This window comes from Sphingopyxis sp. (genome assembly GCF_036675685.1).
Lineage (GTDB): Bacteria > Pseudomonadota > Alphaproteobacteria > Sphingomonadales > Sphingomonadaceae > Sphingopyxis.
Map to the genome: position 1 here is coordinate 47,557 of NZ_JAKFEM010000022.1, position 24,044 is coordinate 71,600.

At 65.8% G+C, this 24,044-nt stretch carries 21 protein-coding genes; 11 read left to right on the forward strand and 10 right to left on the reverse strand.

The annotated features are described in order from the left end of the window. Positions 1 to 62 precede the first annotated feature (62 nt). Positions 63 to 1,661, forward strand: coding sequence for a long-chain fatty acid--CoA ligase (locus V6M50_RS09590; protein ID WP_332818650.1), 1,599 nt, complete (start codon positions 63 to 65; stop codon positions 1,659 to 1,661). Positions 1,662 to 1,806: 145 nt separating this feature from the next. Here V6M50_RS09590 and V6M50_RS09595 read toward each other — a convergent pair whose 3' ends face one another. The 4 genes from V6M50_RS09595 to V6M50_RS09610 form a co-directional block, all read right to left on the reverse strand. Further along, positions 1,807 to 2,895 carry a PA0069 family radical SAM protein gene (locus V6M50_RS09595; RefSeq protein WP_332818334.1) on the reverse strand — a complete coding sequence of 363 codons (1,089 nt, stop codon included), beginning with the start codon at positions 2,893 to 2,895 and terminating at the stop codon, positions 1,807 to 1,809. Between the two features lie 138 nt (positions 2,896 to 3,033). Continuing rightward, on the reverse strand, positions 3,034 to 3,558 hold the full coding sequence (gene moaB, locus V6M50_RS09600) for a molybdenum cofactor biosynthesis protein B (protein ID WP_332818335.1): 525 nt from the start codon (positions 3,556 to 3,558) through the stop codon (positions 3,034 to 3,036). Further along, on the reverse strand, positions 3,548 to 5,311 hold the full coding sequence (locus tag V6M50_RS09605; protein WP_332818336.1) for a lytic transglycosylase domain-containing protein: 1,764 nt from the start codon (positions 5,309 to 5,311) through the stop codon (positions 3,548 to 3,550). Before V6M50_RS09605 ends, moaB begins: the two co-directional genes overlap by 11 nt. A 3-nt stretch (positions 5,312 to 5,314) precedes the next feature. Continuing rightward, a complete protein-coding gene (locus tag V6M50_RS09610; protein ID WP_332818337.1) occupies positions 5,315 to 6,082 on the reverse strand; it encodes a uracil-DNA glycosylase family protein in 768 nt (255 codons plus the stop codon). Between the two features lie 139 nt (positions 6,083 to 6,221). On the opposite strand from V6M50_RS09610, the gene V6M50_RS09615 reads away from it, so the two are divergent. Genes V6M50_RS09615 through V6M50_RS09650 form a run of 8 tightly spaced genes read left to right on the forward strand, consistent with a single transcriptional unit; the run spans position 6,222 to position 16,009 of the window. Next, entirely contained in the window at positions 6,222 to 7,877 is a 1,656-nt protein-coding gene (locus V6M50_RS09615; RefSeq protein ID WP_332818338.1) for an electron transfer flavoprotein-ubiquinone oxidoreductase, read from the forward strand. 4 nt (positions 7,878 to 7,881) lie between these two features. After that, a complete protein-coding gene (locus tag V6M50_RS09620) occupies positions 7,882 to 9,534 on the forward strand; it encodes a tetratricopeptide repeat protein (RefSeq protein ID WP_332818339.1) in 1,653 nt (550 codons plus the stop codon). Beyond that, on the forward strand, positions 9,531 to 10,379 hold the full coding sequence (locus tag V6M50_RS09625; RefSeq protein WP_332818340.1) for a 4-(cytidine 5'-diphospho)-2-C-methyl-D-erythritol kinase: 849 nt from the start codon (positions 9,531 to 9,533) through the stop codon (positions 10,377 to 10,379). Before V6M50_RS09620 ends, V6M50_RS09625 begins: the two co-directional genes overlap by 4 nt. Beyond that, positions 10,376 to 11,107, forward strand: a complete 732-nt coding sequence (locus tag V6M50_RS09630) for an N-formylglutamate amidohydrolase (RefSeq protein ID WP_332818341.1) — start codon at positions 10,376 to 10,378, stop codon at positions 11,105 to 11,107. Before V6M50_RS09625 ends, V6M50_RS09630 begins: the two co-directional genes overlap by 4 nt. A 59-nt stretch (positions 11,108 to 11,166) precedes the next feature. After that, positions 11,167 to 13,044: a dihydroxy-acid dehydratase gene (ilvD, locus tag V6M50_RS09635; RefSeq protein WP_332818342.1), complete on the forward strand. Its 1,878-nt coding sequence runs from the start codon at positions 11,167 to 11,169 to the stop codon at positions 13,042 to 13,044. Continuing rightward, a complete protein-coding gene (locus V6M50_RS09640) occupies positions 13,041 to 13,430 on the forward strand; it encodes a hypothetical protein (protein ID WP_332818343.1) in 390 nt (129 codons plus the stop codon). Before ilvD ends, V6M50_RS09640 begins: the two co-directional genes overlap by 4 nt. Positions 13,431 to 13,455: 25 nt before the next feature. Then, positions 13,456 to 14,808, forward strand: coding sequence for an NAD(P)H-hydrate dehydratase (locus V6M50_RS09645; protein ID WP_332818344.1), 1,353 nt, complete (start codon positions 13,456 to 13,458; stop codon positions 14,806 to 14,808). A gap of 1 nt (position 14,809) precedes the next feature. Then, complete coding sequence (locus V6M50_RS09650) at positions 14,810 to 16,009, forward strand: class I SAM-dependent RNA methyltransferase (RefSeq protein WP_332818345.1); 1,200 nt, start codon at positions 14,810 to 14,812, stop codon at positions 16,007 to 16,009. Here the strand turns inward: V6M50_RS09650 and V6M50_RS09655 are convergent, their stop codons facing one another. From V6M50_RS09655 to V6M50_RS09675, 5 genes are all read right to left on the reverse strand, one after another. Further along, the gene (locus V6M50_RS09655; RefSeq protein WP_332818346.1) at positions 16,010 to 16,444 is read right to left on the reverse strand and encodes an MAPEG family protein; all 435 of its coding nucleotides are present in this window, start codon (positions 16,442 to 16,444) and stop codon (positions 16,010 to 16,012) included. A 12-nt stretch (positions 16,445 to 16,456) separates the two neighbouring features. After that, positions 16,457 to 16,888, reverse strand: coding sequence for an MAPEG family protein (locus V6M50_RS09660; protein WP_332818347.1), 432 nt, complete (start codon positions 16,886 to 16,888; stop codon positions 16,457 to 16,459). A gap of 63 nt (positions 16,889 to 16,951) precedes the next feature. Then, positions 16,952 to 18,112 (reverse strand): CaiB/BaiF CoA transferase family protein, encoded by a 1,161-nt coding sequence (locus tag V6M50_RS09665; RefSeq protein ID WP_332818348.1) that lies wholly within the window; start codon positions 18,110 to 18,112, stop codon positions 16,952 to 16,954. Positions 18,113 to 18,234: 122 nt separating this feature from the next. Beyond that, complete coding sequence (locus V6M50_RS09670) at positions 18,235 to 19,548, reverse strand: MFS transporter (protein ID WP_332818349.1); 1,314 nt, start codon at positions 19,546 to 19,548, stop codon at positions 18,235 to 18,237. A 61-nt stretch (positions 19,549 to 19,609) separates the two neighbouring features. Then, entirely contained in the window at positions 19,610 to 19,909 is a 300-nt protein-coding gene (locus V6M50_RS09675) for an ArsR/SmtB family transcription factor (protein ID WP_332818350.1), read from the reverse strand. 66 nt (positions 19,910 to 19,975) lie between these two features. Between V6M50_RS09675 and V6M50_RS09680 the strand changes: the two genes are divergently transcribed. Further along, positions 19,976 to 20,866 (forward strand): PhzF family phenazine biosynthesis protein, encoded by an 891-nt coding sequence (locus V6M50_RS09680; RefSeq protein ID WP_332818351.1) that lies wholly within the window; start codon positions 19,976 to 19,978, stop codon positions 20,864 to 20,866. Between the two features lie 43 nt (positions 20,867 to 20,909). On the opposite strand, the gene V6M50_RS09685 is transcribed toward V6M50_RS09680, so the two are convergent. Further along, positions 20,910 to 22,103, reverse strand: a complete 1,194-nt coding sequence (locus V6M50_RS09685; protein WP_332818352.1) for a type III PLP-dependent enzyme — start codon at positions 22,101 to 22,103, stop codon at positions 20,910 to 20,912. 256 nt (positions 22,104 to 22,359) lie between these two features. Between V6M50_RS09685 and V6M50_RS09690 the strand changes: the two genes are divergently transcribed. Then, on the forward strand, positions 22,360 to 24,018 hold the full coding sequence (locus V6M50_RS09690) for an FAD-dependent oxidoreductase (protein WP_332818353.1): 1,659 nt from the start codon (positions 22,360 to 22,362) through the stop codon (positions 24,016 to 24,018). The last annotated feature ends 26 nt before the right edge of the window (positions 24,019 to 24,044 follow it).

Below are 24,044 nucleotides of genomic sequence, written 5' to 3' on the forward strand. Positions count from 1 at the left end.
CAAAACGCATTCCTCGCCTTATCCCTAGGGCAAACAAAAGAGAGGAATGCCTGATGTACGGAATGCAGGGCCAGCCGCTTCTGGTCACCAGCCTGATCGACCATGCCGCGCGCGAGCATGCGGGACGCGAGATCGTGTCGCGCTGGGCCGACGGCCGCCTGACGCGAACGACCTGGGGCGATGTGGGGCATGATGCGCGCCGCTTTGCCGCGGCGATGACGCGGTTGGGAATGCAGAAGGGCGACCGCATCGCGACGCTGGCGATGAACCACGGCCATCATCTCGTCAGCTGGTACGGCAGCGCGGGCATGGGCGGGGTGCTGCACACCGTGAACCCGCGGCTGTTCGACGAACAGCTCATCTATATCATCAACCATGCCGACGACCGCGTGCTGCTGTTCGACGCGATGTTCCTGCCGATCGTCGAGCGGCTGCGCCCCCAATTGCCGACGGTCGAACATTTTGTGCTGTTCGATGCGCCGGCGCGCGACGGCTATCTATCGTATCGCGATCTTGTCGACGCCGAGGATGGCAGCTTCGAATGGGTGGCGCTCGATGAGCGCGACCCGGTGGGGCTTTGCTATACGAGCGGGACGACCGGAAATCCCAAAGGCGTGCTCTACGAGCATCGTTCGAACGTCATCCACGCGATCACCGAGATCCAGCCCGACGTGTTCGGCCTGTCGAACCGCAGCGTGATCCTGCCGATCGTGCCGATGTTCCATGCCAACAGCTGGGGCGTGCCCTTTGCAGCGGCGACGGTGGGCGCAAAGCTGGTGTTCTCGGCAACCAACGACGCGCAGGTCCTGTGCGACCTGATGCAGGACGAGGGTGTCACCCACAGCGCCGGCGTCCCGACCGTCTGGATCGCGATGTTCGCGCATATGGATGCGACGGGCATCGGTTATGGCAAGCTGGAACGCGTGATCATCGGCGGATCGGCGGCGCCGCGCGCGATGATCGAGCGGTTCATGAAAGCGGGGATCGTCGTCGGTCACGCGTGGGGGATGACCGAAACCAGCCCGATCGGGACGATGGGCAAGCGCCCGTGGAACTGGGACGCGCTGAGCTTCGACGAACAGGTCGACGTTGTCTGCCGGCAGGGCTGCCCGCCCTTTGGCGTCGAGCTGCGCATCGTCGACGATGAGGACAATGTGCTGCCGCGCGACGGGGTGACGAGCGGGCGGCTGCAATGCCGCGGGCCGTGGATCATCCAGCGCTATTTCAAGGCCGACACCGACGCCGCCGATGCGGACGGCTGGTTCGACACCGGCGACGTCGCGGTGCTGCACCCCGACGGGGTCATGCAGATCACCGACCGCGCCAAGGATGTGATCAAGTCGGGCGGCGAGTGGATCAGTTCGATCGAGCTCGAAAATGCCGCGGTGGGCGCGCCGGGGGTGCAGGAAGCCGCGGCGGTGGGGGTCTATCACCCCAAATGGGACGAGCGGCCGATCCTGCTGATCGTCAAAAAGCCGGGCGCCGAGGCGAGTGAGGCGGCGATCGTCGACTATCTGAAAGACAAGGTGGCCAAATGGTGGCTGCCCGACGAGATCGTCTTTGTCGATGAACTGCCGCATACGGCGACGGGCAAGATATTGAAGCGCCAGATCCGCGACGATTATAAGGACTATAAGCTGAAGTCGCTGGCGGCTGCGTGATCCAATTTATGCGTTTGTCCTGAGGAGCCATTGAGCTTGTCGAAATGGCGTCTCGAAGGACGCTGGCGCGGCGCTTGGTCCTTCGAGACGGGGCTTCGACTTCGCTCAGCCCCTCCTCAGGACAAACGGCATGTGTTGCTTGCACTCAAAACATCTCAATCTGCCCATCCCTCTCGGGTGGCCTGAACAGGTCGCTGCGAATCGGCGGGAAACTCCTGTCCATGCCGTGCTCGCGCGCCGCGCGCTTGACGCGGGTTCGGATCAGCTGCGGCCAGACGCCGTGGCCCTTCATGCGCGTGAAGAAATTGGGGTCGTTGTCGCGCCCGCCGCGAATGTCCTGCACCATGTGCATCACCTTGTCGGCGCGGTCGGGATAATGCGCGGCGAGCCAGGCGCGGAAGAGCGGCGCGACCTCGTAGGGCAGGCGCATCAAGATGTACGAGGCGCGGATCGCGCCGGCTTCGGCGGCGGCGGCCATGATCGCCTCGATCTCGTGATCGGTGATCGCGGGGATGATCGGCGAGATATTGACCTGCGTCGGTACGCCGGCGTCGATCAGCTTGCGTATCGCGGCCAGCCGGCGGCGCGGGTGCGGCGCGCGCGGTTCGAGCGTGCGCGCAACCTTGGGGTCGAGTGTGGTGACCGACACCGCGACCCCGACCAGATTGTCGCGCGCCATGTCGGCGAGCAGGTCGATGTCGCGCAACACCCGGTCGGACTTGGTGGTGATGATCAGCGGGTGCCGCGTTTCGGCGAGCACCTCGATGATCGATCGGGTGATACCCCACTCGCGTTCGATCGGCTGATAACCGTCGGTGTTGGTGCCGATCGCGATCGGGGCCGCGGAATAGCCGCGCTTCGCCAATTCGGCGCGGAGCAGCTTTGCCGCGTCGGGTTTGGCGAAGAGCCTGCTTTCGAAATCGAGGCCGGGCGACAGGTCGTGGAAGGCGTGGGTCGGGCGTGCAAAGCAATAGATGCAGCCATGCTCGCAGCCGCGATACGGGTTGATCGAGCGGTCGAAGCCGATGTCGGGCGATTTATTGCGCGAAATGATGGTCTTGGGGTGCTCGACCGTGACCGTCGTGCGCAACGGCGGGGCGTCGCCATCGACGTCCTCGACGGCATCGAGCCAGTCGCCATCGAGGACGCGCTCGGCCGATCCGGTGCGGGTTGGGCGTAGATTGGTCGGCGCGCCGCGTCCCGAAATCGGTGGCAGGGGCTTGGATGATTCCATCGGCGGAGACTACGCTTCCGGCGAGAACAAATAAAGAACATATTCGTCGCCCCCGCGAAGGCGGGGGCCGCTATCGGCCTTGCGCTACATCTCCAGCGGCCCCCGCCTTCGCGGGGGCGACGTGGAGTTTTCCGTTCACTATTCCATCAGCCGCGGCATCAGCTCCACAAAATTGCAGGGCTTGTGCCGGCTGTCGAGCTGGGTCGACAAAATGCCCTCCCACGCGTCGGTCACCGCGCCGGTCGAGCCGGGCAGCGCGAAGATATAGGTGCCTCGCGCGACGACCGCGCAGGCGCGCGACTGGATCGTCGAGGTGCCGATCGTCTGGTAGCTAAGCCAGCGGAACAGCTCACCGAAGCCGGGGATGTCCTTGCCGTCGAGGCGGTGGAGAGCCTCGGGCGTCACGTCGCGGCCCGTCAGGCCGGTGCCGCCGGTGGTGATGACGACATCGACCTCCGGATCGTCGATCCAGTTGTGGAGGCGCGAGACGATCAGCGCCGTCTCGTCCTTGATGATCGCGCGCGCGGCGAGGATATGGCCCGCGCCGGTGAGCAGTTCCACGAGCTTGTCGCCCGACCGGTCCTCGGCCGCGCTGCGGCTGTCCGAAATCGTCAGGACCGCGATACGGACGGGCTTGAAGACAAGGCTTTCGTCAATCGGCATTCGCGAGATCGCCGGCATAGGACAGGCGCGTCCGGTCCTTGCCGTCGGGAAAGCGCGGCCATTTGCCCTGCGCCAGCGCGGCGCGGCTGACCGAGGGCTTGCCCTGTTGCGCCTCGTACATCCAGTAATTGCGCAGCACGATGCCGACATAACCGCGCGTTTCCCAATAGGGGATCGATTCCATATAGAGCAGCGGATCGCCATTATCGCGGATTTCGGACTGCCAGCGCGCGACGGGGGCGGGGCCGGCGTTATAGGCGGCGATCACCTTGGGCAGCAGGCCGCCGGTCGAGGGATCCTTGCTGAGATACTGCAGATAGCTCTGCCCCATATCCATGTTGACAGCGGGGATGCGCAGGTCGCCCGTCCCGAGGTCGCCGCGCCAGCGCGCGACGTCGCGCGCGGTGCCGGGGCGGACCTGCATCAGGCCAAAGGCACCCGCGGGACTGACGACGGTGCGCTGGAAGCGCGATTCCTGCAGCGTGTGGGCAAAGACCAGCGCCGGGTCGACCTTCCACCCGCCATTGGGCTCCCATTTGGGCTGCGGATAGCGGGTCTGCGCGGCGGGCTTGCGCCCCTGCGGCGTGTTATGCGCGAGGTAAAGCTGGACTTCGGGCAGGTTGAGCGTGCCGGCGATCGCGAGCAATTGTTCGTGCTGCCGGGCGTCGCCGATCAGCGCCTGGTGACGCAGCAGCGCGCCTGCATATTTATCCTCGCCAATCTCGGCGAGCGCCATCGCGGCGCGGACGTTGGGCAGGTCTTCGAGCGCACGCCACGCGCTGCGGTCGGCGCGGACATTCTCGCGCTGGCGGTTCGGCTCGACGCCGAGCGTTTCGGCGGCGAGCAGGCCGTAGAAGGTTTCCTCGTTGGCGGCGGCGGCGCGCAGGCGTGTCTGCACCGATGCAGGCTCGCCGGCCGCGATCGCGGCGCGCGCGGCCCAATAATGCGCCGCGGCGCGCAGTTCGCTGTCGGGCGCTTCCTTCGCGACGCGGTCGAAAGCGGTCAGCGCGGTGCGATAGTCGCGGGTGCGCCACGCGGCGAGACCCTTTACCCACGCGCCCTGCGTCGACCAGGCACCGCTGCCCGCGCTGCAGTCGTTGGCGAGGCGCAGCGCGTTGGCGTCGTCATTTTCGATATAATAGGACCAGGCGACCTTTTGCCGCCATTCGTCGCGCGCCTCGGGGGTCAACCGATCGGCAGCGGCGTTGAGCAGCGCTTCGGCGCCTGCCGGGTCGTCATTCTTGATCCGTTCGGGAATCGTGCTGGCGAGCATGGCGGCGGCGGGGTCGCCGCTGACCGCGTCGGCGCCGAGGCGGCGCGGGGCGCTGCCGGCCCAGGCGAGCCGCGACTGGTAGGGCAGCGTCGGCAGGTCGGTCGCACCGCGCTTCGTCGCAAGCCGGCCAAGCTGTTCGGCCTGCGGCAGGTAAGGCGAGCGCGAGAGGATCGGCATGATGTCGGCGACTTCGGCGCGCGGGCTGTTCGGTGCTGTCAGCAGTTCGGCGCGCAGGAAATCGGTGAGCGCACCGTTGTCTGCGCCGTCGAGCAATGATTTGGCATCGGCCCAGCGCTGGCCGCGGATCGCGGTGAGCACCTGTGTGTAGAGCTGCTTCTGCTTCGACGACAATATGTTGGGCACCGTCTGCGGCGCGGTTACGAGGTCGCGGTCGCCGGCATCGGCAGCCAGGACCGGTGACGCGGCGAAGGCAGCGGCGAGAACCGCACATGAAATGAAGGTCTTGGTCATCTTCTGCATCTGTCAACGTCCCCGGTTGAACAGTTTCAGGCTATCCCAGGCGGCCGCCTTCTGGGCGGGCCGGGCCAGCAGCATCGCGGGATGCGCCACAGCCACCGCCTCCACCTTGCCGCCATCTTGGTTAATATTGAGTAACTTTCCGCGGGCGTCGGGAAGCGTCGTCTGAGCCGCCATGCGGACGATGTCGCCGCCGATGAGGAGAAGGCGTCCGGGTTTTGCGAGCCGCAAATGGTGCCAAAGCAGCCGCTCGAGCTCCGCCGCCTCTTCGCCGTCGCAGCGGCCGCCAGCAGGGCGGGTCACGGCGAGGCTGGCGACATAGCAATCGCCGCGCGCGAGGCCGATCGCCTGCAGCATCGCATCGAGCAATTGGCCTGCCGAACCCGAAAACAGGTTTCCGTCGCGCTGGTCGTCGATTTCGGGCCAGGCGGTGAGCAGCATCAGCGGCGCTTCGGTCTGCCCGGTCGGCAGCACCCGGCGCGCATCCCATTGGCTGCCGGGTACATCGTCGCTTGTCGCGAGCCAGTGCTGAAAATCATTCCAATCGTCGGGGAAGACCGCAGGGGCCTTTGGTTCCGGCGCTTTTGGCGCTTCCTGACGCTGCAGTGCGGCGGGCAGCGGTGGCTGCTCGGGTTCGGCGATGGCCGCCTGTTTCGGTTTGGCGGCAGCAGCGTCATTTGCGGGAGGCAACACAAGCCAGCCCGCCGGCTGCTCACCGACAAGCGCGTCAACGCCCGCAAGCGACCACCAGTCGCACGTGCTTTCCGCCAGCAAGGCTGAATAAGTCCCACCCATCGATTTACACCAAACAGGTGGTTGACGGACCCGTCAATTGGCGGGCATCGCAATTCGTGACAGAATGAGCGCCCGACGCGATGAACGTCGGCGCGGGGACGGCAGAAAGGTTATTGCGGTGAGCGAACGGGAATCGATGCCCTATGACGTGGTCATCGTCGGTGCGGGTCCGGCGGGGCTTTCGGCGGCGATCCGATTGAAGCAATTGGCGAATGACGCCGGCAGCGAATTGTCGGTCTGTATCCTCGAAAAAGGGTCCGAGGTCGGCGCGCATATCCTGTCGGGGGCCGTGATCGATCCGAAGTCGCTCGACGAGCTTTTGCCCGATTGGCGGACACAGGGCTGCCCGCTCGCCGAGGTGCCGGTGAACGACAACCAGCATTGGGTGCTGACCAAGACCAAAAAGTTCGGCATGCCCGAATTCATCACCCCGCCCTTCATGCACAACGAGGGCACCTATACCGGCAGCCTTGGCAACCTCTGCCGCTGGCTCGCCGAACAGGCCGAGGGGCTGGGGGTCGAAATCTTTCCCGGCTTTCCGGCGGCGGAAATCCTCTATAATGAAGACGGCTCGGTAAAGGGTGTCGCGACCGGCGACATGGGCGTCGCGCGCGACGGCAGCCACAAGGCGGACTATGCCCCAGGGCTTGAACTCCATGCCAAATATACCTTTTTCGGCGAAGGCGTGCGCGGGCATCTGACCAAGATGCTCAAGCCGCAGTTTGCGCTCGACGCCGATTGCGAGCCGCAGGTCTATGGCCTTGGCGTCAAGGAACTCTGGGACATCAAGCCCGAGAACCACGCCGCCGGCCGGGTCATCCATACGCAGGGCTGGCCGCTCGACGAAAACGCCAATGGCGGCGGTTTCCTCTATCATCAGGCGAACGGGCAGGTTGCGCTGGGTTTCGTGACCTGGCTCAATTATCGCAATCCGCACATCTCCCCGTTCCAGGAGATGCAGAAGTGGAAGACGCATCCTGCGATCGCCGCGATCCTGAAAGGCGGCAAGCGCGTGTCCTATGGCGCGCGCGCGATCAGCGACGGTGGGTATCAGTCGGTGCCCAAGCTCGCGTTCCCCGGCGGCGCGCTGATCGGCGACAGCGCGGGTTTCCTCAACGTCCCGCGCATCAAGGGCACGCATACCGCGATGAAATCGGGGATGATGGCGGCCGAAGCGGCCTTTGCCGCGGTGACCGCGGGGCGTGGCGGCGACACGCTCGACGCCTATCAGGCGGCCTATGACGACAGCTGGGTGAAGAAGGAACTGAGTGTTGTCCGCAACGTCCTGCCGCTCGTCGAGAAATGGGGCGACCTCGCCGGCACGATCCTGTCGGGAATTACGATGTGGGCCGAGACGCTGAAGATCAAAATGCCGTTCACGATGAAGCATCATCCGGACAATGAGAGCCTGTACCGGGCCGACATCATGCCGAAACCCGATTATCCGAAACCCGACGGCGTGCTGACCTTTGACCGTCTCTCTTCGGTGTTCGTTTCGAACACCAATCACGAGGAGGACCAGCCGGTCCATTTGCAGCTCAAGGATCCGTCGATCCCGGTGGCCTATAATTTGCCGCTCTATGACGAGCCCGCGCAACGCTATTGCCCGGCGGGCGTCTATGAGATCGTCGGCGAGGCCGAGGGCGATCCCAAATTCGTGATCAACGCCCAGAATTGCGTCCATTGCAAGACGTGCGACATCAAGGACCCGACCCAGAATATCAACTGGGTCACCCCCGAAGGCGGCGGAGGCCCCAATTATCCGAACATGTAACCCCGTGCGTTTCCTGTTGGCCGTCGGCGCGCTTGCGGTGGCTTTGCCCGCGCAGGCCGCGGACGACGGCGGCGCAGCACTGAACGCATTGGTACGGGCGCGGCTGGCGGAGGAAGGTGGCGAGCCTGCGGCGGCGCTGTCGGCGCTCACCGCTGTGTCGAGCCTCGCGCCCGAGCTGCCGGGAGTGCGCGGCCGGATGCTCGAACAGGCGATCCAGGCGGGTGACTTGGCCTCTGCGCGCGCGGCGGCGCTCCGGCTGTGGACCGCTGGCGACCGCCGTTTCGATGCCCAGCTGGTGCTGATGGTCGACGCAATGCGCCGCTCGGACTGGAAGGCCGCGCGCGAATATATGGCAGGGCGCAACGCCAAGGCGGGGGCCGACACGATCGCGCGGCTGATCCTGCCGACGATCAACGCCTGGATCGACGTCGGCGCGCGCGAGAAACTGCCCGAACGCCATCTGCTTGCTGCAGCGGGCCAGACGCGTCCCGAACCTGCGCTGTCGCTCCAGGTCGCGCTGGTGCAGATCGCGACGCAGCGCGCGGGCGAGGCGGCGACGCTGACCGACGGCATCACGCTCACCGATCGGACGAGCCAGCTCGTCGGCCTTCGGCTCGCGGCGACGCTCGACAAAGCGGGCGAGCGCGGCGCAGCCGAACGGCTGCGCGGCCGCATCGCGCTTGCATCGGGGCAGCGCGAGGATCCGATGCTGTTGCTGCCCGACCAGCCCGTTTCGACTCCGCGCGCCGGTGCGGCGCAGTGGCTCGGGCTGCTCGCCGATGGCCTCGCGCGCACGCCGAATGGCGGCTCGAAAGTGCCTTTGTTGTTCGCGCGCGCCGCGCACTGGCTGAACGATCAGGATTGGGCGGTTCGCGCGACGCTGGTCGAGGCGCTCGACCGCAATGGGCAGCAAGCCGAGGCGATGGCGCTGCTCGGCACCGGGCGCACCGTGCTGCCGCCGGTGCTCGCGATGCGGCGCGCTGAGCTGATGGCCGACGCCGGCGACCTGCCGGGGGCAGCGAAGCTGGCCGAGTCCGCCGCGGCCGACGATAAACCTCCGCGCAGCCTGCTGGTGCGACTTGCCGATATTGCGCGGCGAGCGGACGATCCGAAGGCGACCGCGCGTGCTTATGAGCGCCTCGACGCCGCGCTCGGCGACGATGAAGGCGACCGGTCGCTACGCGGCACCTTGCTGATCGCCCGCGCCGAGCTTTTGTTGCAGGCCGGCGACTGGGATGCAGCCGAGCCTTTGATGGAAAAGGCGGTAAAGCTGCGTCCCGACGATGCGAGCATATTGAACTTCGCCGGCTATTCGGCGCTCGAGCGGCGCAAGGATGTGAAGCAATCGCTGGCGCGGATCGAGGCGGCATGGGCACAGGAGCCGCAGAATGCGAGCATCACGGACTCGCTCGGCTGGGCCTATTTCCTGACCGGCAGCGCCGACGATGCCGTGACGATGCTTGAAAAGGCACAGCGCGGCGAACCCGACAATGCGGTGATCGTCGAGCATCTCGGCGATGCCTATTGGCAGGCGGGGCAGAAGTTCCAGGCGCGATATAATTGGCGCGCCGCCGCGCTGCTCGCGGAGGCCGAGATGGCGACGCGGCTGGAAGCGAAGCTGCGCGACGGGCTGACCCCCGCCAACACCGCGCCGTGACCGCCTATCGCGACACCGGCTGGGCGAAGATCAACCTCGCGCTGCATGTCCGCGGACGGCGCGCGGACGGCTATCATGACATCGAGACGCTTTTCGCTTTCGTCGACGACGGCGATGCCATCGAGGCCGAATTTGCCGATACCGACAGCCTGGCGATCGACGGCGAGTTCGCCGAGGGGCTGAGCACGGGCGGCGACAATCTGGTGATGCAGGTGCTGACGCTGCTGCGCAGCCGCTATGGCGCCGACCGGGTGCCAGCGCTCGCGGTGACGCTGACGAAGAAATTGCCGGTGGCGGCGGGGATCGGCGGCGGTTCGGCCGATGCCGCGGCGATGGCGCGGCTGGTGCGGCGGCATTTCCTGCCCGAACTGGGCGACGAGCAACTCGCGCGGCTCGTCGGGCCGCTCGGCGCCGACATCGCCGCGTGCGTCGCGAGCGCAACGTGCCTCGGTCTCGGCGTCGGCGAGCAATTGAGCGCGGTTCCCGAATTGCGGCTGGCGGCGACGCCGGTGCTGCTGGTCAATCCGCGGCAGCCGGTCGCGACGGGGCCGGTCTTTGCGGCATGGGACGGGATCGATCGCGGGCCGCTGTTCACCGGCGCCGATCTGCGGGCGCAGCTGTTCGCGGGGCGCAACGATCTGCAGCGCCCGGCGACCGCAGGGTGCCCGGCGGTGGCCGATGTCCTGACCGAGCTGGGTGGGCTCAGGCCGTGGCTGTTCCGCATGTCGGGGTCGGGCGCGACCTGTTTCGCGCTGTTCGACGCCGCCGCCGACCGCGACGCGGCGGCGGCCATCCTTGCGGAGAAACATCCGGGCTGGTGGCTGATGGCGGGGGCGCTGCGATGAGCGAGGCGTGGCGCCAGCTCGGCGGCGCGCGCGCCGGCGGCATTTTGCTGATCGCCGATCATGCCTCGGCGTTTGTTCCGGACGACATCGACCTTGGCATCGATGCTGCGCTGCTGGCGAACCATATCGCGATCGACATCGGGGTTGCCGAGGTCGCAGCGCTGCTGGTCGAAAGCGGCGCGGTCGACGCCGCGATCCTTGGCGGCGTGTCGCGGCTCGTCGTCGATTGTAACCGCGAGGAAGCGGCGCCGGGGGTGCTGCCGATTGCGAGCGACGGACATGCGGTTCCGGGCAACGCACTCGATGAAGCCGCGCGCGAGGCGCGGCTCGCGCGCTTTTTCCGGCCCTATCATGACCATATCGCCGCGACGATCGCGGCGCATCGCCCGGCGATGATCCTGTCGTTGCACAGCTTCACGCCGTCGCTGGCGAGCCACCCCGATCAGGCGCGGCCGTGGCATGTCGGGGTGCTCTATAATGACGACGACCGGCTCGCGGCTACCGCGATTGCCGCGTTGGAGGCCGAGGGGATGACCGTCGGCGATCAGCAGCCCTATTCGGGCAAGCTGCTCAACGCGACGATGAACCGCCATGCCGAGGGTGAAGGCATTCTCTATGTCGGGATCGAGATGCGGCAGGATCTGGTCGGCGATGCGGCGGGACAGGCGCTGTTCGCCGAACGGCTGGCGCGCATGTGCAAGAAAGTAACATTGAACATCGCTAAATAGGCGTGTAGACGCGCACGCAGTCGCCATTTTGTGAAATAATATTTCTCGGAGCCTGTTAAATGCCTTCTTATCGTTCGCGTACCACCACCCATGGCCGCAATATGGCCGGTGCCCGCGGGCTATGGCGCGCGACGGGAATGAAGGACAGCGACTTCGGCAAGCCGATCATCGCGGTGGTCAACAGCTTCACCCAGTTCGTGCCGGGCCATGTCCACCTCAAGGACTTGGGGCAGATGGTCGCGCGCGAGATCGAGGCATCGGGCGGGGTTGCCAAGGAATTCAACACGATCGCGGTCGATGACGGCATCGCGATGGGGCATGACGGCATGCTCTATTCGCTGCCCTCGCGCGACCTGATCGCGGACTCGGTCGAATATATGGTCAATGCGCATTGCGCCGACGCGATGGTGTGCATCTCGAACTGCGACAAGATCACCCCGGGCATGCTGATGGCGGCGCTGCGGATCAATATTCCGGTTGTCTTCGTCTCGGGCGGGCCGATGGAAGCGGGCAAGGTGATTCTGAAGGGTAAGGAAGTCGCGCTCGATCTGGTCGACGCGATGGTCGCCGCCGCCGACGAGAAATATACCGACGCGGAAGTGGCCGAGATCGAGCGCGCGGCGTGCCCGACCTGCGGTTCATGCTCAGGGATGTTCACGGCGAACTCGATGAACTGCCTCACCGAAGCGCTGGGGCTCTCGCTGCCCGGCAATGGCTCCACGCTCGCCACCCACGCCGACCGCAAGGAGCTGTTCCTGCGCGCCGGTCGCATCGTCGTCGAGATGTGCAAGCGGCACTATGAGGAAGACGACGACAGCGTGTTGCCGCGCAATATAGCGACCTTCGAGGCGTTCGAGAATGCGATGAGCCTCGACATCGCGATGGGCGGATCGACCAATACCGTGCTTCACCTGCTGGCCGCGGCCTTCGAGGCGGGGGTCGATTTTACCATGACCGACATCGACCGACTGTCGCGCCGCGTGCCGTGCCTGTCGAAGGTCGCGCCGGCGAAGAGCGACGTCCATATGGAGGACGTCCACCGCGCCGGCGGGATCATGGCGATCCTCGGCCAGCTCGAGCGCGCGGGACTACTCCACGCGCATCTGCCGACGGTACACAGCGCGACGCTGGGCGATGCGCTCAACAAATGGGACATATCGCGCACCAACGACCCCGACGTGCAGAAATTCTTCATGGCGGCGCCCGGCGGGGTGCCGACGCAGGTCGCGTTCAGCCAGGACCGACGCTGGGACTCGCTCGATCTCGATCGGACAAGCGGCGTAATCCGCTCGGCCGAACATGCGTTCAGCACGGACGGCGGGCTTGCGGTGCTGTCGGGCAACCTCGCGCTCGACGGTTGTATCGTGAAGACCGCGGGCGTCGACGAATCGATCCTGAAATTCTCGGGTCCCGCGAAGGTTTATGAAAGCCAGGATGCCGCGGTCGCGGGTATCCTCACCGGGCAGGTCGAAGCGGGCGACGTCGTCGTCATCCGTTACGAAGGGCCGAAGGGCGGGCCGGGGATGCAGGAAATGCTCTATCCGACGAGCTACCTCAAGTCGAAGGGGCTGGGTGCCGCGTGTGCGCTGGTCACCGACGGACGTTTTTCGGGCGGCACGTCGGGGCTGTCGATCGGCCATGCTTCGCCCGAAGCCGCCGAGGGCGGTACGATCGGTCTCGTCGAAAATGGCGACCTTATCGAGATCGATATTCCGAAGCGCACGATCGAGCTCGCGGTCTCCGATAGCGTTCTCGCCGAGCGCCGCGCCGCGATGGAAGCGAAGGGCGACGCCGCATGGCAGCCGGCCAAGCCGCGCCCGCGCAAGGTTTCGGTAGCACTTCAGGCCTATGCTGCGATGACGACGAGCGCTGCGCGCGGCGCGGTGCGCGACCTGTCGCAGCTCGCCAAACAGGGCCAAAGGGGGGGCAAGGGATGATATCGAAACGGGGCGCGATCCTGCCGCTCTTGCTGCTCGCGGGGTGCAGCGGCGCGCCCGACAATGGCGAACTCGCCGAAGCCGAAGCGCGCGGTTCGCGCGAAGCCGCCGAGAATGGCCGTATCGAATGTGCGCTCGAGGGCGCGAAGCTGTTCGACCGCACCTGCACCGTCGAGGAAATGAGCGGCGCCGAAGGGGCGATTCTGGTCGTCGGGCGCAGCAATGTCGGCTACCGCCGCCTACAGATTACCACCGACGGGCGCGGCGTCGTGTCGGCCGACGGCGCCGAACCCGCGAAAGTCAGCATCGTCGGCGACAATGTGATCGAAGTGGCAGTGGGCAACGATCGCTATCGCCTGCCCGCCAATACGGGCGGCGCGAAATAGCGGAAATCATGCTAGGGAAACGGCGATGTCCGTTCCCGCCAACGCCCCGATCCTGACCAGCGCCGCGATGCGCGAGGCCGAGGCCGCTTGTGCGGTCCAAGGCACCTCGCTGTCCGAGTTGATGGATCATGCGGGCGCCGCTGTTGCCGATACCGCGTGGCGGATGGCAGCGGGCGCGCCGATCCTGATCCTGTGCGGCCCCGGCAACAATGGCGGCGACGGTTATGTCGCGGCGCGCCTGCTCGCGGCGCGCGGAGCGACCGTGCGCGTGACGGCGCTGGCCGAGCCCGCGACCAAGCTTGCCAGCGCGGCGCGGGCGCGCTGGGATGGGCCGGTCGAGACGCTGGACGGCAGGACGAGGAACGCGCCACTGATTGTCGACGCACTGTTCGGCGTCGGCCTTTCGCGGCCGATCGCGGATGATCTGGCGGCGACCCTGCGCTCTTTTGCCGATCGCCGCATTCTTGCCGTCGATGTCCCGAGCGGTGTCGACGGCGATGGCGCCGCCGAGTGGATGCCGCCGCTGCCCGCCGATGTGACACTGGCGCTCGGTGCACTGAAGCCCGCGCATGTGCTGCTGCCAACAGCGTCGACATGCGGCCGCGTGCTGCTCGCGCCGATCAATATTGTCGCGAATGACGCGATGCGAACGCTGCCGCGATCGCACACCGCGAAGCCCGATGCGACGGCGCATAAATTCACCCGCGGGATGGTGCTGGTCTTTGCCGGGCCGATGCGCGGTGCCGCTGGGCTGACGGCCGCAGCGGCGCAGCGGGCGGGGGCGGGGTATGTCGTGCTTGAAGGTAGTGTGCGCGCACCTTTTTCGGCGATTATCGCCGAGAGTGACGAACGGTTCGGCGAGCGCCTCGACGATCCGCGCGTCGGCGCGGTCGTGATCGGATCGGGGTTCCCGGCGGGCGATGAACTGCTTTTCGACGTCGAGGCGGCGCTTGATTCGGGCAAACCGCTCGTACTCGACGCCGCGGCGATTGTGGCGGCGCTGCCACGTCTGTCCGAAACGCCGCGCAAGGCGATCCTGACGCCGCACGAGGGCGAGTTCGCGCGCGCCTTTCCGCAACTTTACGGCAGCAAGATCGATCGCGCGAAGGCAGCCGCGATGCGGACGCAGGCCGTCATCATCTACAAGGGCGCCGACACGATCATCGCGGCGCCCGATGGACGCGTTGCGGCCGCCTGGCCCGGCAGCCCATGGCTGGCGACAGCGGGGACCGGCGATGTGCTCGCGGGCGCATGCGGCGCGATGCTGGCGCGTGGCGGCGATACCTTCGACGCCGCCGTCGCGGCCGTGGGGTGGCATATCGCGCAGGCCGCGCGTATAGGCCCCGGCCTTGTCGCCGACGATCTGGTTAGGGAATGAAATGAGTGAAGCTGCGCTGATCGAGCGCATCGCCGCGCGCGGCGATGGCGTGACGGGCGACGGCCGCCATGTGGCGGGCGGCGTTCCGGGTGATCGTGTCCGCGACGACGGGATCATCATCCCCGGCCCGAACCGGACCGAACCGCCGTGCCGCCATTTCGGCAAATGCGGCGGCTGCCAGTTGCAGCATGTCGCCGAACCTGCACTCGCCGAGTTCGTGCGCGACCGCGTGGTTGGCGGGCTGGAAGGGCAGGAGGTCCCTTTCGGTGAGGTGCTGCCCGCGCAGCTTTCGCCCCCGCAGAGCCGCCGCCGCGCCGCGCTGACTGCACTCCGGACGGGCAAGCAGGTCGCGATCGGGTTCAACGCCGCGCAGAGCAACCAGATCGTCGATATGCGGATGTGCCCGCTGCTGCTTCCCGAACTCTTCGCGCTGATCGCGCCGGTGCGCGAATTGCTGACGATGATTGCGCAGCAGCGCCGCCCGGTGAAGGTCAAGCTGCAGATGCTCGACCAGGGCGTCGAGCTGATATTGGAAGGCGTGAAGGCCGAGGGGCTCGATGCCGCGATGGCGCTGCAGGATTTTGCCGGCGCGCACAAGCTTGCGCGTTTCGCGATCGACCAGGGCGATGGCCTTGAAATTCTTTGGCAACCCGAGCCGCCGACGATGCGCTTTGGCGATGTCACGGTCGAAGTGCCGCCCTTTGCCTTTCTGCAGCCGACGACGACGGGGCAGGCGGCGCTGGTCGATGCGGTGACCAAAGCGATCGGCGATGCCGGGGCGGTGGCGGACCTGTTCGCGGGGGTCGGCACGTTCGCGCTGTCGGTGCAGGGCGGGCGGAAGATTTATGCCGCCGAGGGCGCGCGCGATGCGATTGCGGCGCTGACGGGAGCCGCCAACCGCGCCCGCGCGCTTGTCGCAACCGAACATCGCGACCTGTTTCGCCGCCCATTGGTGCCTACCGAGCTGGGCCGCTTCGGCGCGGTCATCCTCGATCCGCCGCGCGCTGGGGCCGAAGATCAGGTGAAGCAGCTCGCGGCGTCAACGACGCCGGTTATCGCCTATGTCAGCTGCAATCCCGCGAGCTTCGCGCGCGACGCGAAGATGCTGGTCGAGGGTGGTTACACGCTCGATTGGGTGCAGCCCGTCGGCCAGTTCCGCTGGTCGACCCATGTGGAACTGGCGGCACGCTTCAGCCGGTAATCAGTGCACAACAAAGCCCATGAACGCATGCAGGCAGAGCGCGAATAGCGCGAGGCTTGCCAGCGCGAACACGCCAAAGCGCCACATCACGCGATTGACCGTTACCTGGATCAGGCTGTGGACGATGCGCAGCGCGACATATGCCCAGGCGATCTGCGCGTTGAGTCCGCCGCCCATGCCCCCGATCGCGAGCGCCAGCGCAACGGCATAGAAGACCGTCGGCTGTTCCATCAGATGATTATAATTGTGCGCCTTCCACTGGACCTCGGGCGGCAAGACATCGTCGAGGCCTTTTCCGGTGCCGCCGACCATTTTCGCCGCGTCGATCTTGGCGCGCTGCATTGCGGGGATGCGCGTCGCGTACATCCACACCCACATGATCATCGACCACAGCGCAAGCGTCGCGACCGGACCCAGAATCGCATTGTTTTCCATATTCTCTTCCCCTCAACCCAATGTGGCGATCACGGCCAGCACCGACAACGCAAACAGGCAGAATGTCGCGAGCGCGAAGATGGCAAAGCGTATCGGAATGCGGTTCACGGTGGCCTGCCAAAGGCTGTGGACGATGCGCAGCACGACATAGGTCCATGCCAGCCCGCGCGTCAGGTCGGTGCTGCCGCCCGAAAGATGCAGGAACAGGGTCACCGCATAAAAGAGCGTCGGCTGTTCGAGCAGGTGTGTATAATTGTGCGATTTCCAGTTGGTCAGCGGCGGCAGTACGCTTTCAAGATCGACGCCGCGCCCGCCGGGCGGTGCCGCTTTCAGATCGATGCCGGCCTTCGCCATCGCGCCGAAACGCGTTGCCGCTACCCAGCCGAGCATGATCAATGTCCACAGCGCGAGGACCGCGCCGGGTGCGAGCAGGCTTTCAGGCATGATATTCCCCCTGATTGTTTGCGGCGATGCTACGGCGCCGCCGCCAATATGCAACGGCCGAGTTCAGCCGCGTCTGCCGTCCAGTTCGGCGCGGATCGCGGCGCCATCGCCATCGACGCGCGGGGCAAATCCAAGGTCGCGCGCCGGCGCCGCGCCATATTTCACCGGCGGCTGCATTTCGTGGAATCCGCCGACATCGGGATGCTCGCGGCGGCGGAAGAAGCCGGTGGCGGCGAGATGCGGGTCTTCCTCGATATCCTGGAGATCGCGGACCGACATTGCCGGAATATCGTTCGCGACGAACAGCGCGAGCCATTCGGCGGTGGTCTTCGCGGGGGTCTTGCGGGCGATCTCGGTATAGACGATCGGCATATGCTGCCCCTTTGCCTTGGCGGCTTCGAACTCGGGCGTTTCGGTAAGGCCCGTGCTGCCGAGCAGATCCATCAGCCGTGCTGTCGATTCGGGGGTGTAGGGGACGATCGCGAGATAGCCGTCGCGGGTCGGGAAGGGCTGGCGCGTCGGATCGAGCTGGCGCGGATAGCCCGCGGGGCCGATCGGCGGGTCGAGCGTCGCATCGCGCAGATGTTCGACCAGCATGAACGACGCAAAGCATTCGAACATCGGCACCTCGACCTGCTGTCCTTCGCCGGTTCTGAGCTTATGGACGAGCGCGGCGAGGATCGCCTGCGCGCCGAACTGGCCCGCGATCTTGTCGGCGATCAGCGATGGGAGGTAGCGCGGGCGCGGGTCGCCATCGACTCGCGGCAGCAGGCTGGTCGTCGCGGTCGCGGCCTGGATGACGTCGTCATAGGCCTGGAGGTCGGCATAGGGGCCGTCCTGTCCGAAACCGGTGCCATGGACATAGATGATGTCGGGCTTGATCGCCTTGCAGCCCGCGTAGTCGAAGCCCAGCCGCGCAATCGCCTTGCCGCGGACATTGTGGAAAAAGACGTCGGCGGTCGCGATAAGGTCTTTTAAAACCGCCGCGTCCTCGGGCTTTTTGAGGTCGAGCGCGATCGATCGTTTGCCGCGATTCACGGTGAGGTGGATCGACCCCATCGTCGGGTCGGGAATGCCGTTGCCCAGATAGCGCGAGACGTCGCCGACACCCGGCGTCTCGACCTTGATCACCTCGGCGCCGAGGTCGGCGAGCATCTGCGTCGCATAGGGGCCGAAGATGACCGTCGTCAGATCGACGATGCGGATGCCCTCGAGCATCCTCATGCCGGTTTTGCCGATCGGACAGTCCCGGAAATCTTGGCGGCCATGCGGTGTCCTCTCGTTGATCTTGGCGAGAGGATAGAATGATTGCGAAGTGAAACGGAAGAGGCGATTGACCGGCGGCGCTATTTTGCGGGAACAGCCTCGGTTCCGGTCGCATAGGCCGCCGATATCTGGCGATAGGATCGCGACCGGAAAGCCACAAATGTCGCGAGGATGCCGAGCAGGCCCGTGATCGTGAAAACGATCGCGATACCGCGTTCGGGGCCGCGTCCGTACCAGTCGCCGATCGCCGCCGCACCCGCACCGTCGGTCATGAAAGGCACGAAGATGAACTGGGTGAGCGGGGCGATGAAGAAAGCGGTCAGCGGCGAGGCGGCGAGTTCGACCGACTGGGCGAAACCGAAAACACGGCCTTGCCGTTCGAAGGGCACGACCTTCTGCAACGTCGTCTGCTCTGCCGCCTCGGCATAGGGGCCGAGGAAAAGCCAGATGAAGCAGCCGACCGTCAGCAACAGGATCGACGACTGGACGGTGAACACCGCGGCGACGGCCCAGACGATCAGGTTGACGAGAAGCAGCGTTCGCACCGGGTTCGCACCCAGCCCCGTGCGCGCGATCACGGCGCCGCTGAGGATGAAGGCGCAGGAGACGAAAGCCCAGAGCAATCCCCACTCCTCGACCGCCATCAGCGACAGGCCATAGGCGTCCATCAACGCCATGAAGACGCCGCCGAGCAGATTGTTGAATGCGGCAAAGAGGATCAGCGCGAAAAGCCCCGGAATGCCGATGACGAGGCGAAAGGTTCCGGCCAGGTCGATCCGCTTCGGTGCGCCATGTTCGCCGGTAGCGCGCGGCTCGTCGACGTGGACGAACAGAAGGTGCAGCGCTGCGCAGAGTGAAAAGACCAGCGCGAAGACGAGCGTCGCGGCCATCCCGCCCCACGCGACGAGGAAGCCGCTGATCGCCGAGGTGGTAAGAAATCCGATGCCGCTGACCATGCCGACCAGCCCGTTCGCCTTGTCGCGCCGGTCCTCGGGAACGAGCAGGGTGACGAGCGTCGGTAGGGCGATCATGCGAATGTTGCCGACAATGACGCCGAGCATCGTCAAGAGGACGAACAGCCAGAGGGACAGGCTGGGTACCCTGGCGGCGCGAATGTCGGGATCGACGAGGAAGGCGCCGAGCGCCAGTCCGTAAATCGCCAGCGAAGCGAGGCTGGACAGAAGCATCATGCCCCGCTTGCGATGATGATCGACGAGGCTGCCGAACCATATGCCGAGCGCGCCCGTGAGCACGAGATAGATGCCCGCGATCATCCCCGTCGCGAACACCGACCGGGTTTCGAGGAAGATCCAGAAGGTCAGCGCGAACCACACCGTGAAATTGGTGATGTTGGCGATCAGATTATTGGCGAGGAGATGATGAAAGGGCTGCATGGATCCGGCAATCTAGCGGCGCCCTTCGGTCAGGCTATTCCAAAATTTGCATGGCTGGACCCTAGATCGTCCCGACCACCGCCGCTAGCGCGCGCAGCCTTTCATCGTTGCGGCGGTAGAATGTCCATTGCTTGATGCGCTTTGCGATGACGAGGTCGCTGCCCTGCAGGATACGCATATGTTCGCTGAGCGTCGAGGCGTTGATGCCAAGTTTTTCGGCGATCAATTGCCCGCACACGCCGTCATCGACCAGATCGCCGTCCACCTGGGGGCGGAAATGCGCCCGCGGGTCTTTGAGCCAGGCGAGGATTTGAAGGCGACGCTCGTTTCCCAGCGCGCGGAACAGTTCAGCATCGGTCATATCGGTAATTTGCCAATCAACGAACTATGTGTCAACTGTCGGCCCGAATCAAACGGAGCCCGTGCCATGTCCCTGCTGCCCTTTTCGACCGTTGATGTGTTCACCAAAACCCGGTTCGGCGGAAATCCGCTCGCGGTCGTGAGGGGCGGCGAAGGCCTTTCCGATCGGGCGATGCAGGCGGTGGCAGCGGAGTTCAACCTGAGCGAGACGACCTTCGTCCTCCCGCCCGCCGACCCGGCACACACGGCGCGCGTGCGCATCTTCAACCGCACCGAGGAAATGGCCTTCGCCGGGCATCCGATGGTCGGGACCGCGTTCGTCCTTGCTGCCGCCGACCCGGGCCTCGCGACCGTGACCTTCGAGATCCCTGCAGGGACCGTGGAGATAAAGATCGAGCGTAATGCCGAGGGCGCCCCTCTTGGCGCCACGGTTGCCGCGCCGCAACCGCTCAACCTTGGTGAAACGGTGGCGCCCGAGGTCGTTGCGAGCATGCTGCGGCTCGCGCCGGGCGATATTGTCGTGACCAGCCATCCGCCGATCCTGGCGTCGGTCGGCAACCCCTATGTGATTGCCGAACTGAGCGAAGCGGCCTTGTCGCGGTGCGATCCCGATCTGGCGGCGTTCCGCGACGCGCTGGCTGCGCATCCGCAGTTCGGCACGCGGATGTCGGTCCATGTCTATTGCAAACACCGGCGCACGCTTCGCGCACGTATGTTCGCGCCGCTCGCAGGAACGTGGGAAGACCCCGCGACCGGCAGCGCGAATGCGCCGCTTGCCTGCCTGCTCCTGTCGCTGGAGCCGGGCACCGATGAGGCCCGGTTCGAAATCCACCAAGGCGTCGAGATGGGGCGGCCTAGCCTGCTCGACGTCACCGCTCGCCGGACACCCGACGGTATTCGGGCGACGCTGCGCGGAACCTGCGTTCCGATCATGAAGGGCGAGATCGACTGCGGCTGAGCGGGTCGCAGGAGGGGCCGGTCGGGACCCGCCCCTCGATGGATCAGAACAGCTTGGTCACCGTCGCGGTGCGGCGTTCCTGTTCGACTTCGCCGGTGTAGAGGCTCGCCATCGGTTCGTCACTGACGACGTGGGTTTCCTCGGCGCCGAAGCCGTTGAACTTGGTGCGCATCGCGCAGCCATAGGCGCCGAGCATACCGATCTCGATGAAATCGCCCGCCTTGATGTCGGCCGGGAGGAAGAAGGGACCGGCCATATGGTCGAGGTCGTCGCACGTGGGGCCATAGAAGCTGAACGGCACCATCTCGGCATCGCTGCCGGCATCGCGCTGCAGCGTGACCGGGAAGCGCCAGCCGACGTGCGCGGCGTCGAACAGCGCGCCGTACGCGCCATCGTTGATGTAGAGTTCGTCGCCGCGGCGTTTTTCGACGCGGACGATCAGCGAGCTATATTCGGCCGACAGCGCGCGGCCGGGCTCGCACCAGAGTTCGGCGGAATAGCTGATCGGCAGGCTTTCGAAGCTGCGGTGGATCGTCTCGAAATAGGCGTCGAGCGGCGGGGGCTCCATGCCCGGATAGGTCGAGGGGAAGCCGCCGCCGACATCGATGATGTCGACCGTGACCGACGCCGCGACGATCGCGGCGCGGACGCGCTCCATCGCCTGCGCATAAGCGTGCGGGGTCATCGCCTGGCTGCCGACATGGAAGCAGATGCCGAGCGCGTCGGCCGCCTGGCGAGTCGCCATCAGCAGTTCGACGACCTCATCGGCCTCGGCGCCGAACTTGGCGGCGAGGCTGAGCTTCGAATGGTCGGACGAAACGCGCAGACGCACGAGCAGGTTCAGATCGGCAGCGCCTTCGGTCGCGCGGACGATCTTCTCGAGCTCGTCCATCGTGTCGAGCGAGAAGGTGCGCACGCCATGCTTCCAATAGGCTTCGGAAATCGCTTCCTCGGCCTTCACCGGGTGCATGAAGCAAAGCGTCGCCTGCGGCAGTTCGCGCGCGACCAGCCGCACCTCGGCGATCGAGGCAACGTCGAAATGCGTGACTCCCGAATCCCACAGCACGCGCAGCAGGTCGGGCGAGGGATTCGCCTTGACCGCGTACATGGTCGTGCCGGGAAATCGCTCGATGAAGAAACGCGCTGCGCGCCGCGCGGCGTGCGGGCGGACAAGCGTAACAGGTTCGATCGGCGAAAGTGCCTGAATCAGCCCGTGGGCGCTATGATGCTGGTGCAACTCAAGGGACCCCCAAAAATTAAACGGTAAACGACAAGGCTGCCTTGCGGTTATTGGAAGTCCCCCTGGGGCAGCGGAGAGCGCATATATGGAGGGGGGTCCCCCCTGTAAAGACCCTATCGCGCAATTTTGTAATCGTCCGGTAACATAAAGGGCGAACCGGGGCCGGCGCGCGCCGAGCGGGGCAAAACGAGACAAAGCCGTATGTCCGCGCTAGGGATTGTGCGATTCCCCAACCCGAAAGGACGCGTTCGTCATGGTCTCCCGCTCCGACGTCAATTTTGATTTCACCGACGCGGAACTCGAGGAACTGACGGCGTTCGGCGTGGTCGAATCGCACAAGGCGGGTGACCTTATCGTCGAGGAAGGCGCGATGGCGCCCGATTGCATCATCACCCTGTCGGGTCACACCGACATCTTCGCCTCGACCGACGAGGGGCGCAAACGCGTCGGCTGGATGGAGCGCGGGCAGTTCGCGGGCGATCTGTCGGTGCTGACCGGGCAGCGGCATCTGTCGCGCGTCGAAATGGGCGCCGACGGCGAGATTCTTCGCATCGTCCACCCCGATTTCCAGCGGCTGATCGCGGGCAACTCGCACTATTCGGACATTTTCGTTCGTGTCCTGTCCGCGCGGCGTGAGTTCAGCAATCATCGCGGTTTCGCGGTGACCATTGTGATCGGCGCGGCGATGGATCGCAGCGTCTATGCGCTGCGCGACCTTTTGATGAAGCACGGCGTCGCGCATCGCTGGTTCGACCCCGCCGACGGCCCGGTCGCGGGGCATCTGATGGCCGAGCGCGGGCTGACCGGGGCGCAATTGCCGGCGGTTATCCTGGGCGCGGCCGACGTGCTGATCCAGCCGACCCCCGAGCAACTCGCGGCGGGTCTCGGGCTAGACCTGTTGCCTGATGGCGCGACCGCCGATGTCATCGTTGTCGGCAGCGGCCCCGGCGGGCTGGCGGCGGCGGTCTATGCCGCGTCGGAAGGGCTGACCGTGATTGCAATCGACTCGCTCGCGCCCGGCGGACAGGCCGGCACGTCGTCGAAGATCGAGAATTATCTGGGCTTCCCCACCGGCATTTCGGGCAACGAGCTGGCGCGGCGCGCGACGGTGCAGGCGCAGAAATTCGGTGCGCGGTTGGTGGCGCCGGTGCGCGCGGCGTCTATCGCACGCGACGAAGACGCCTATTGCCTGCATCTGGCCGACGGGCGCAAGCTGCGCAGCCGCGCGGTGGTGGTCGCCAGCGGGGCGCAATATCAGCGGCTGCCGATCGACGGCATCGAGGCCTATGAAGGGCGCGGCATCTATTATGGCGCGACGCCGATGGAGGCGCAGCTTTGCGGCAATGCCGAGGTGACCGTCGTCGGCGCGGGCAATTCAGCGGGGCAGGGCGCGATCTATCTCGCGAGCGTTGCGCGCAAGGTCTATGTCATCTTCCGCCGGTCGAGCCTGCGCGACACCATGTCCGAATATCTCGTCAAGCGGCTGGAAGAGCATCCGAATATCGAAATAATTCCATCGACCGACGTCACCGCGCTGCACGGCGAAGAAGGGCTTGCGGGCCTGACCTATCGTTGCCGCGAGACGGGCGCCGAGGGGCATTGCGATTGCCGCTTCCTGTTCCTGTTCCTCGGCGCAACGCCGAACACGCGTTGGCTGCCCAAGGAAATGGTGTGCGATGAGCGGGGCTTTGTGAAGACCGGTGCTGACATCACGCCGATGGAACTGGTCAAGGCGGGCTGGTCGCTCGACCGGATGCCGAGCCGTCTCGAGACGAGCTGGCCGCGAATTTATGCCGTCGGCGACGTCCGCAAGGGGTCGGTGAAGCGCGTCGCGTCGTCTGTCGGCGAGGGATCGGTGGTGGTCAGCCACATTCATCAGGCGCTAGCGGAACTCAGCCCAGCCGCCGACTAATCGTCATCCCGGCCTTCGCCGGGATG

What these genes read in the sequence shown, in the direction of transcription:
- V6M50_RS09655 (WP_332818346.1), bottom strand. Translation starts at nt 16,444, where the DNA reads ATGGAAAACAATGCGATTCTGGGTCCGGTCGCGACGCTTGCGCTGTGG.
- V6M50_RS09590 (WP_332818650.1), top strand. Translation starts at nt 63, where the DNA reads ATGCAGGGCCAGCCGCTTCTGGTCACCAGCCTGATCGACCATGCCGCG.
- V6M50_RS09670 (WP_332818349.1), bottom strand. Translation starts at nt 19,548, where the DNA reads ATGCAGCCCTTTCATCATCTCCTCGCCAATAATCTGATCGCCAACATC.
- moaB (WP_332818335.1), bottom strand. Translation starts at nt 3,558, where the DNA reads ATGCCGATTGACGAAAGCCTTGTCTTCAAGCCCGTCCGTATCGCGGTC.
- ilvD (WP_332818342.1), top strand. Translation starts at nt 11,167, where the DNA reads ATGCCTTCTTATCGTTCGCGTACCACCACCCATGGCCGCAATATGGCC.
- V6M50_RS09680 (WP_332818351.1), top strand. Translation starts at nt 19,976, where the DNA reads ATGTCCCTGCTGCCCTTTTCGACCGTTGATGTGTTCACCAAAACCCGG.
- V6M50_RS09690 (WP_332818353.1), top strand. Translation starts at nt 22,360, where the DNA reads ATGGTCTCCCGCTCCGACGTCAATTTTGATTTCACCGACGCGGAACTC.
- V6M50_RS09675 (WP_332818350.1), bottom strand. Translation starts at nt 19,909, where the DNA reads ATGACCGATGCTGAACTGTTCCGCGCGCTGGGAAACGAGCGTCGCCTT.
- V6M50_RS09660 (WP_332818347.1), bottom strand. Translation starts at nt 16,888, where the DNA reads ATGCCTGAAAGCCTGCTCGCACCCGGCGCGGTCCTCGCGCTGTGGACA.
- V6M50_RS09595 (WP_332818334.1), bottom strand. Translation starts at nt 2,895, where the DNA reads ATGGAATCATCCAAGCCCCTGCCACCGATTTCGGGACGCGGCGCGCCG.
- V6M50_RS09640 (WP_332818343.1), top strand. Translation starts at nt 13,041, where the DNA reads ATGATATCGAAACGGGGCGCGATCCTGCCGCTCTTGCTGCTCGCGGGG.
- V6M50_RS09650 (WP_332818345.1), top strand. Translation starts at nt 14,810, where the DNA reads ATGAGTGAAGCTGCGCTGATCGAGCGCATCGCCGCGCGCGGCGATGGC.
- V6M50_RS09645 (WP_332818344.1), top strand. Translation starts at nt 13,456, where the DNA reads ATGTCCGTTCCCGCCAACGCCCCGATCCTGACCAGCGCCGCGATGCGC.
- V6M50_RS09605 (WP_332818336.1), bottom strand. Translation starts at nt 5,311, where the DNA reads ATGCAGAAGATGACCAAGACCTTCATTTCATGTGCGGTTCTCGCCGCT.
- V6M50_RS09665 (WP_332818348.1), bottom strand. Translation starts at nt 18,112, where the DNA reads ATGAGGATGCTCGAGGGCATCCGCATCGTCGATCTGACGACGGTCATC.
- V6M50_RS09630 (WP_332818341.1), top strand. Translation starts at nt 10,376, where the DNA reads ATGAGCGAGGCGTGGCGCCAGCTCGGCGGCGCGCGCGCCGGCGGCATT.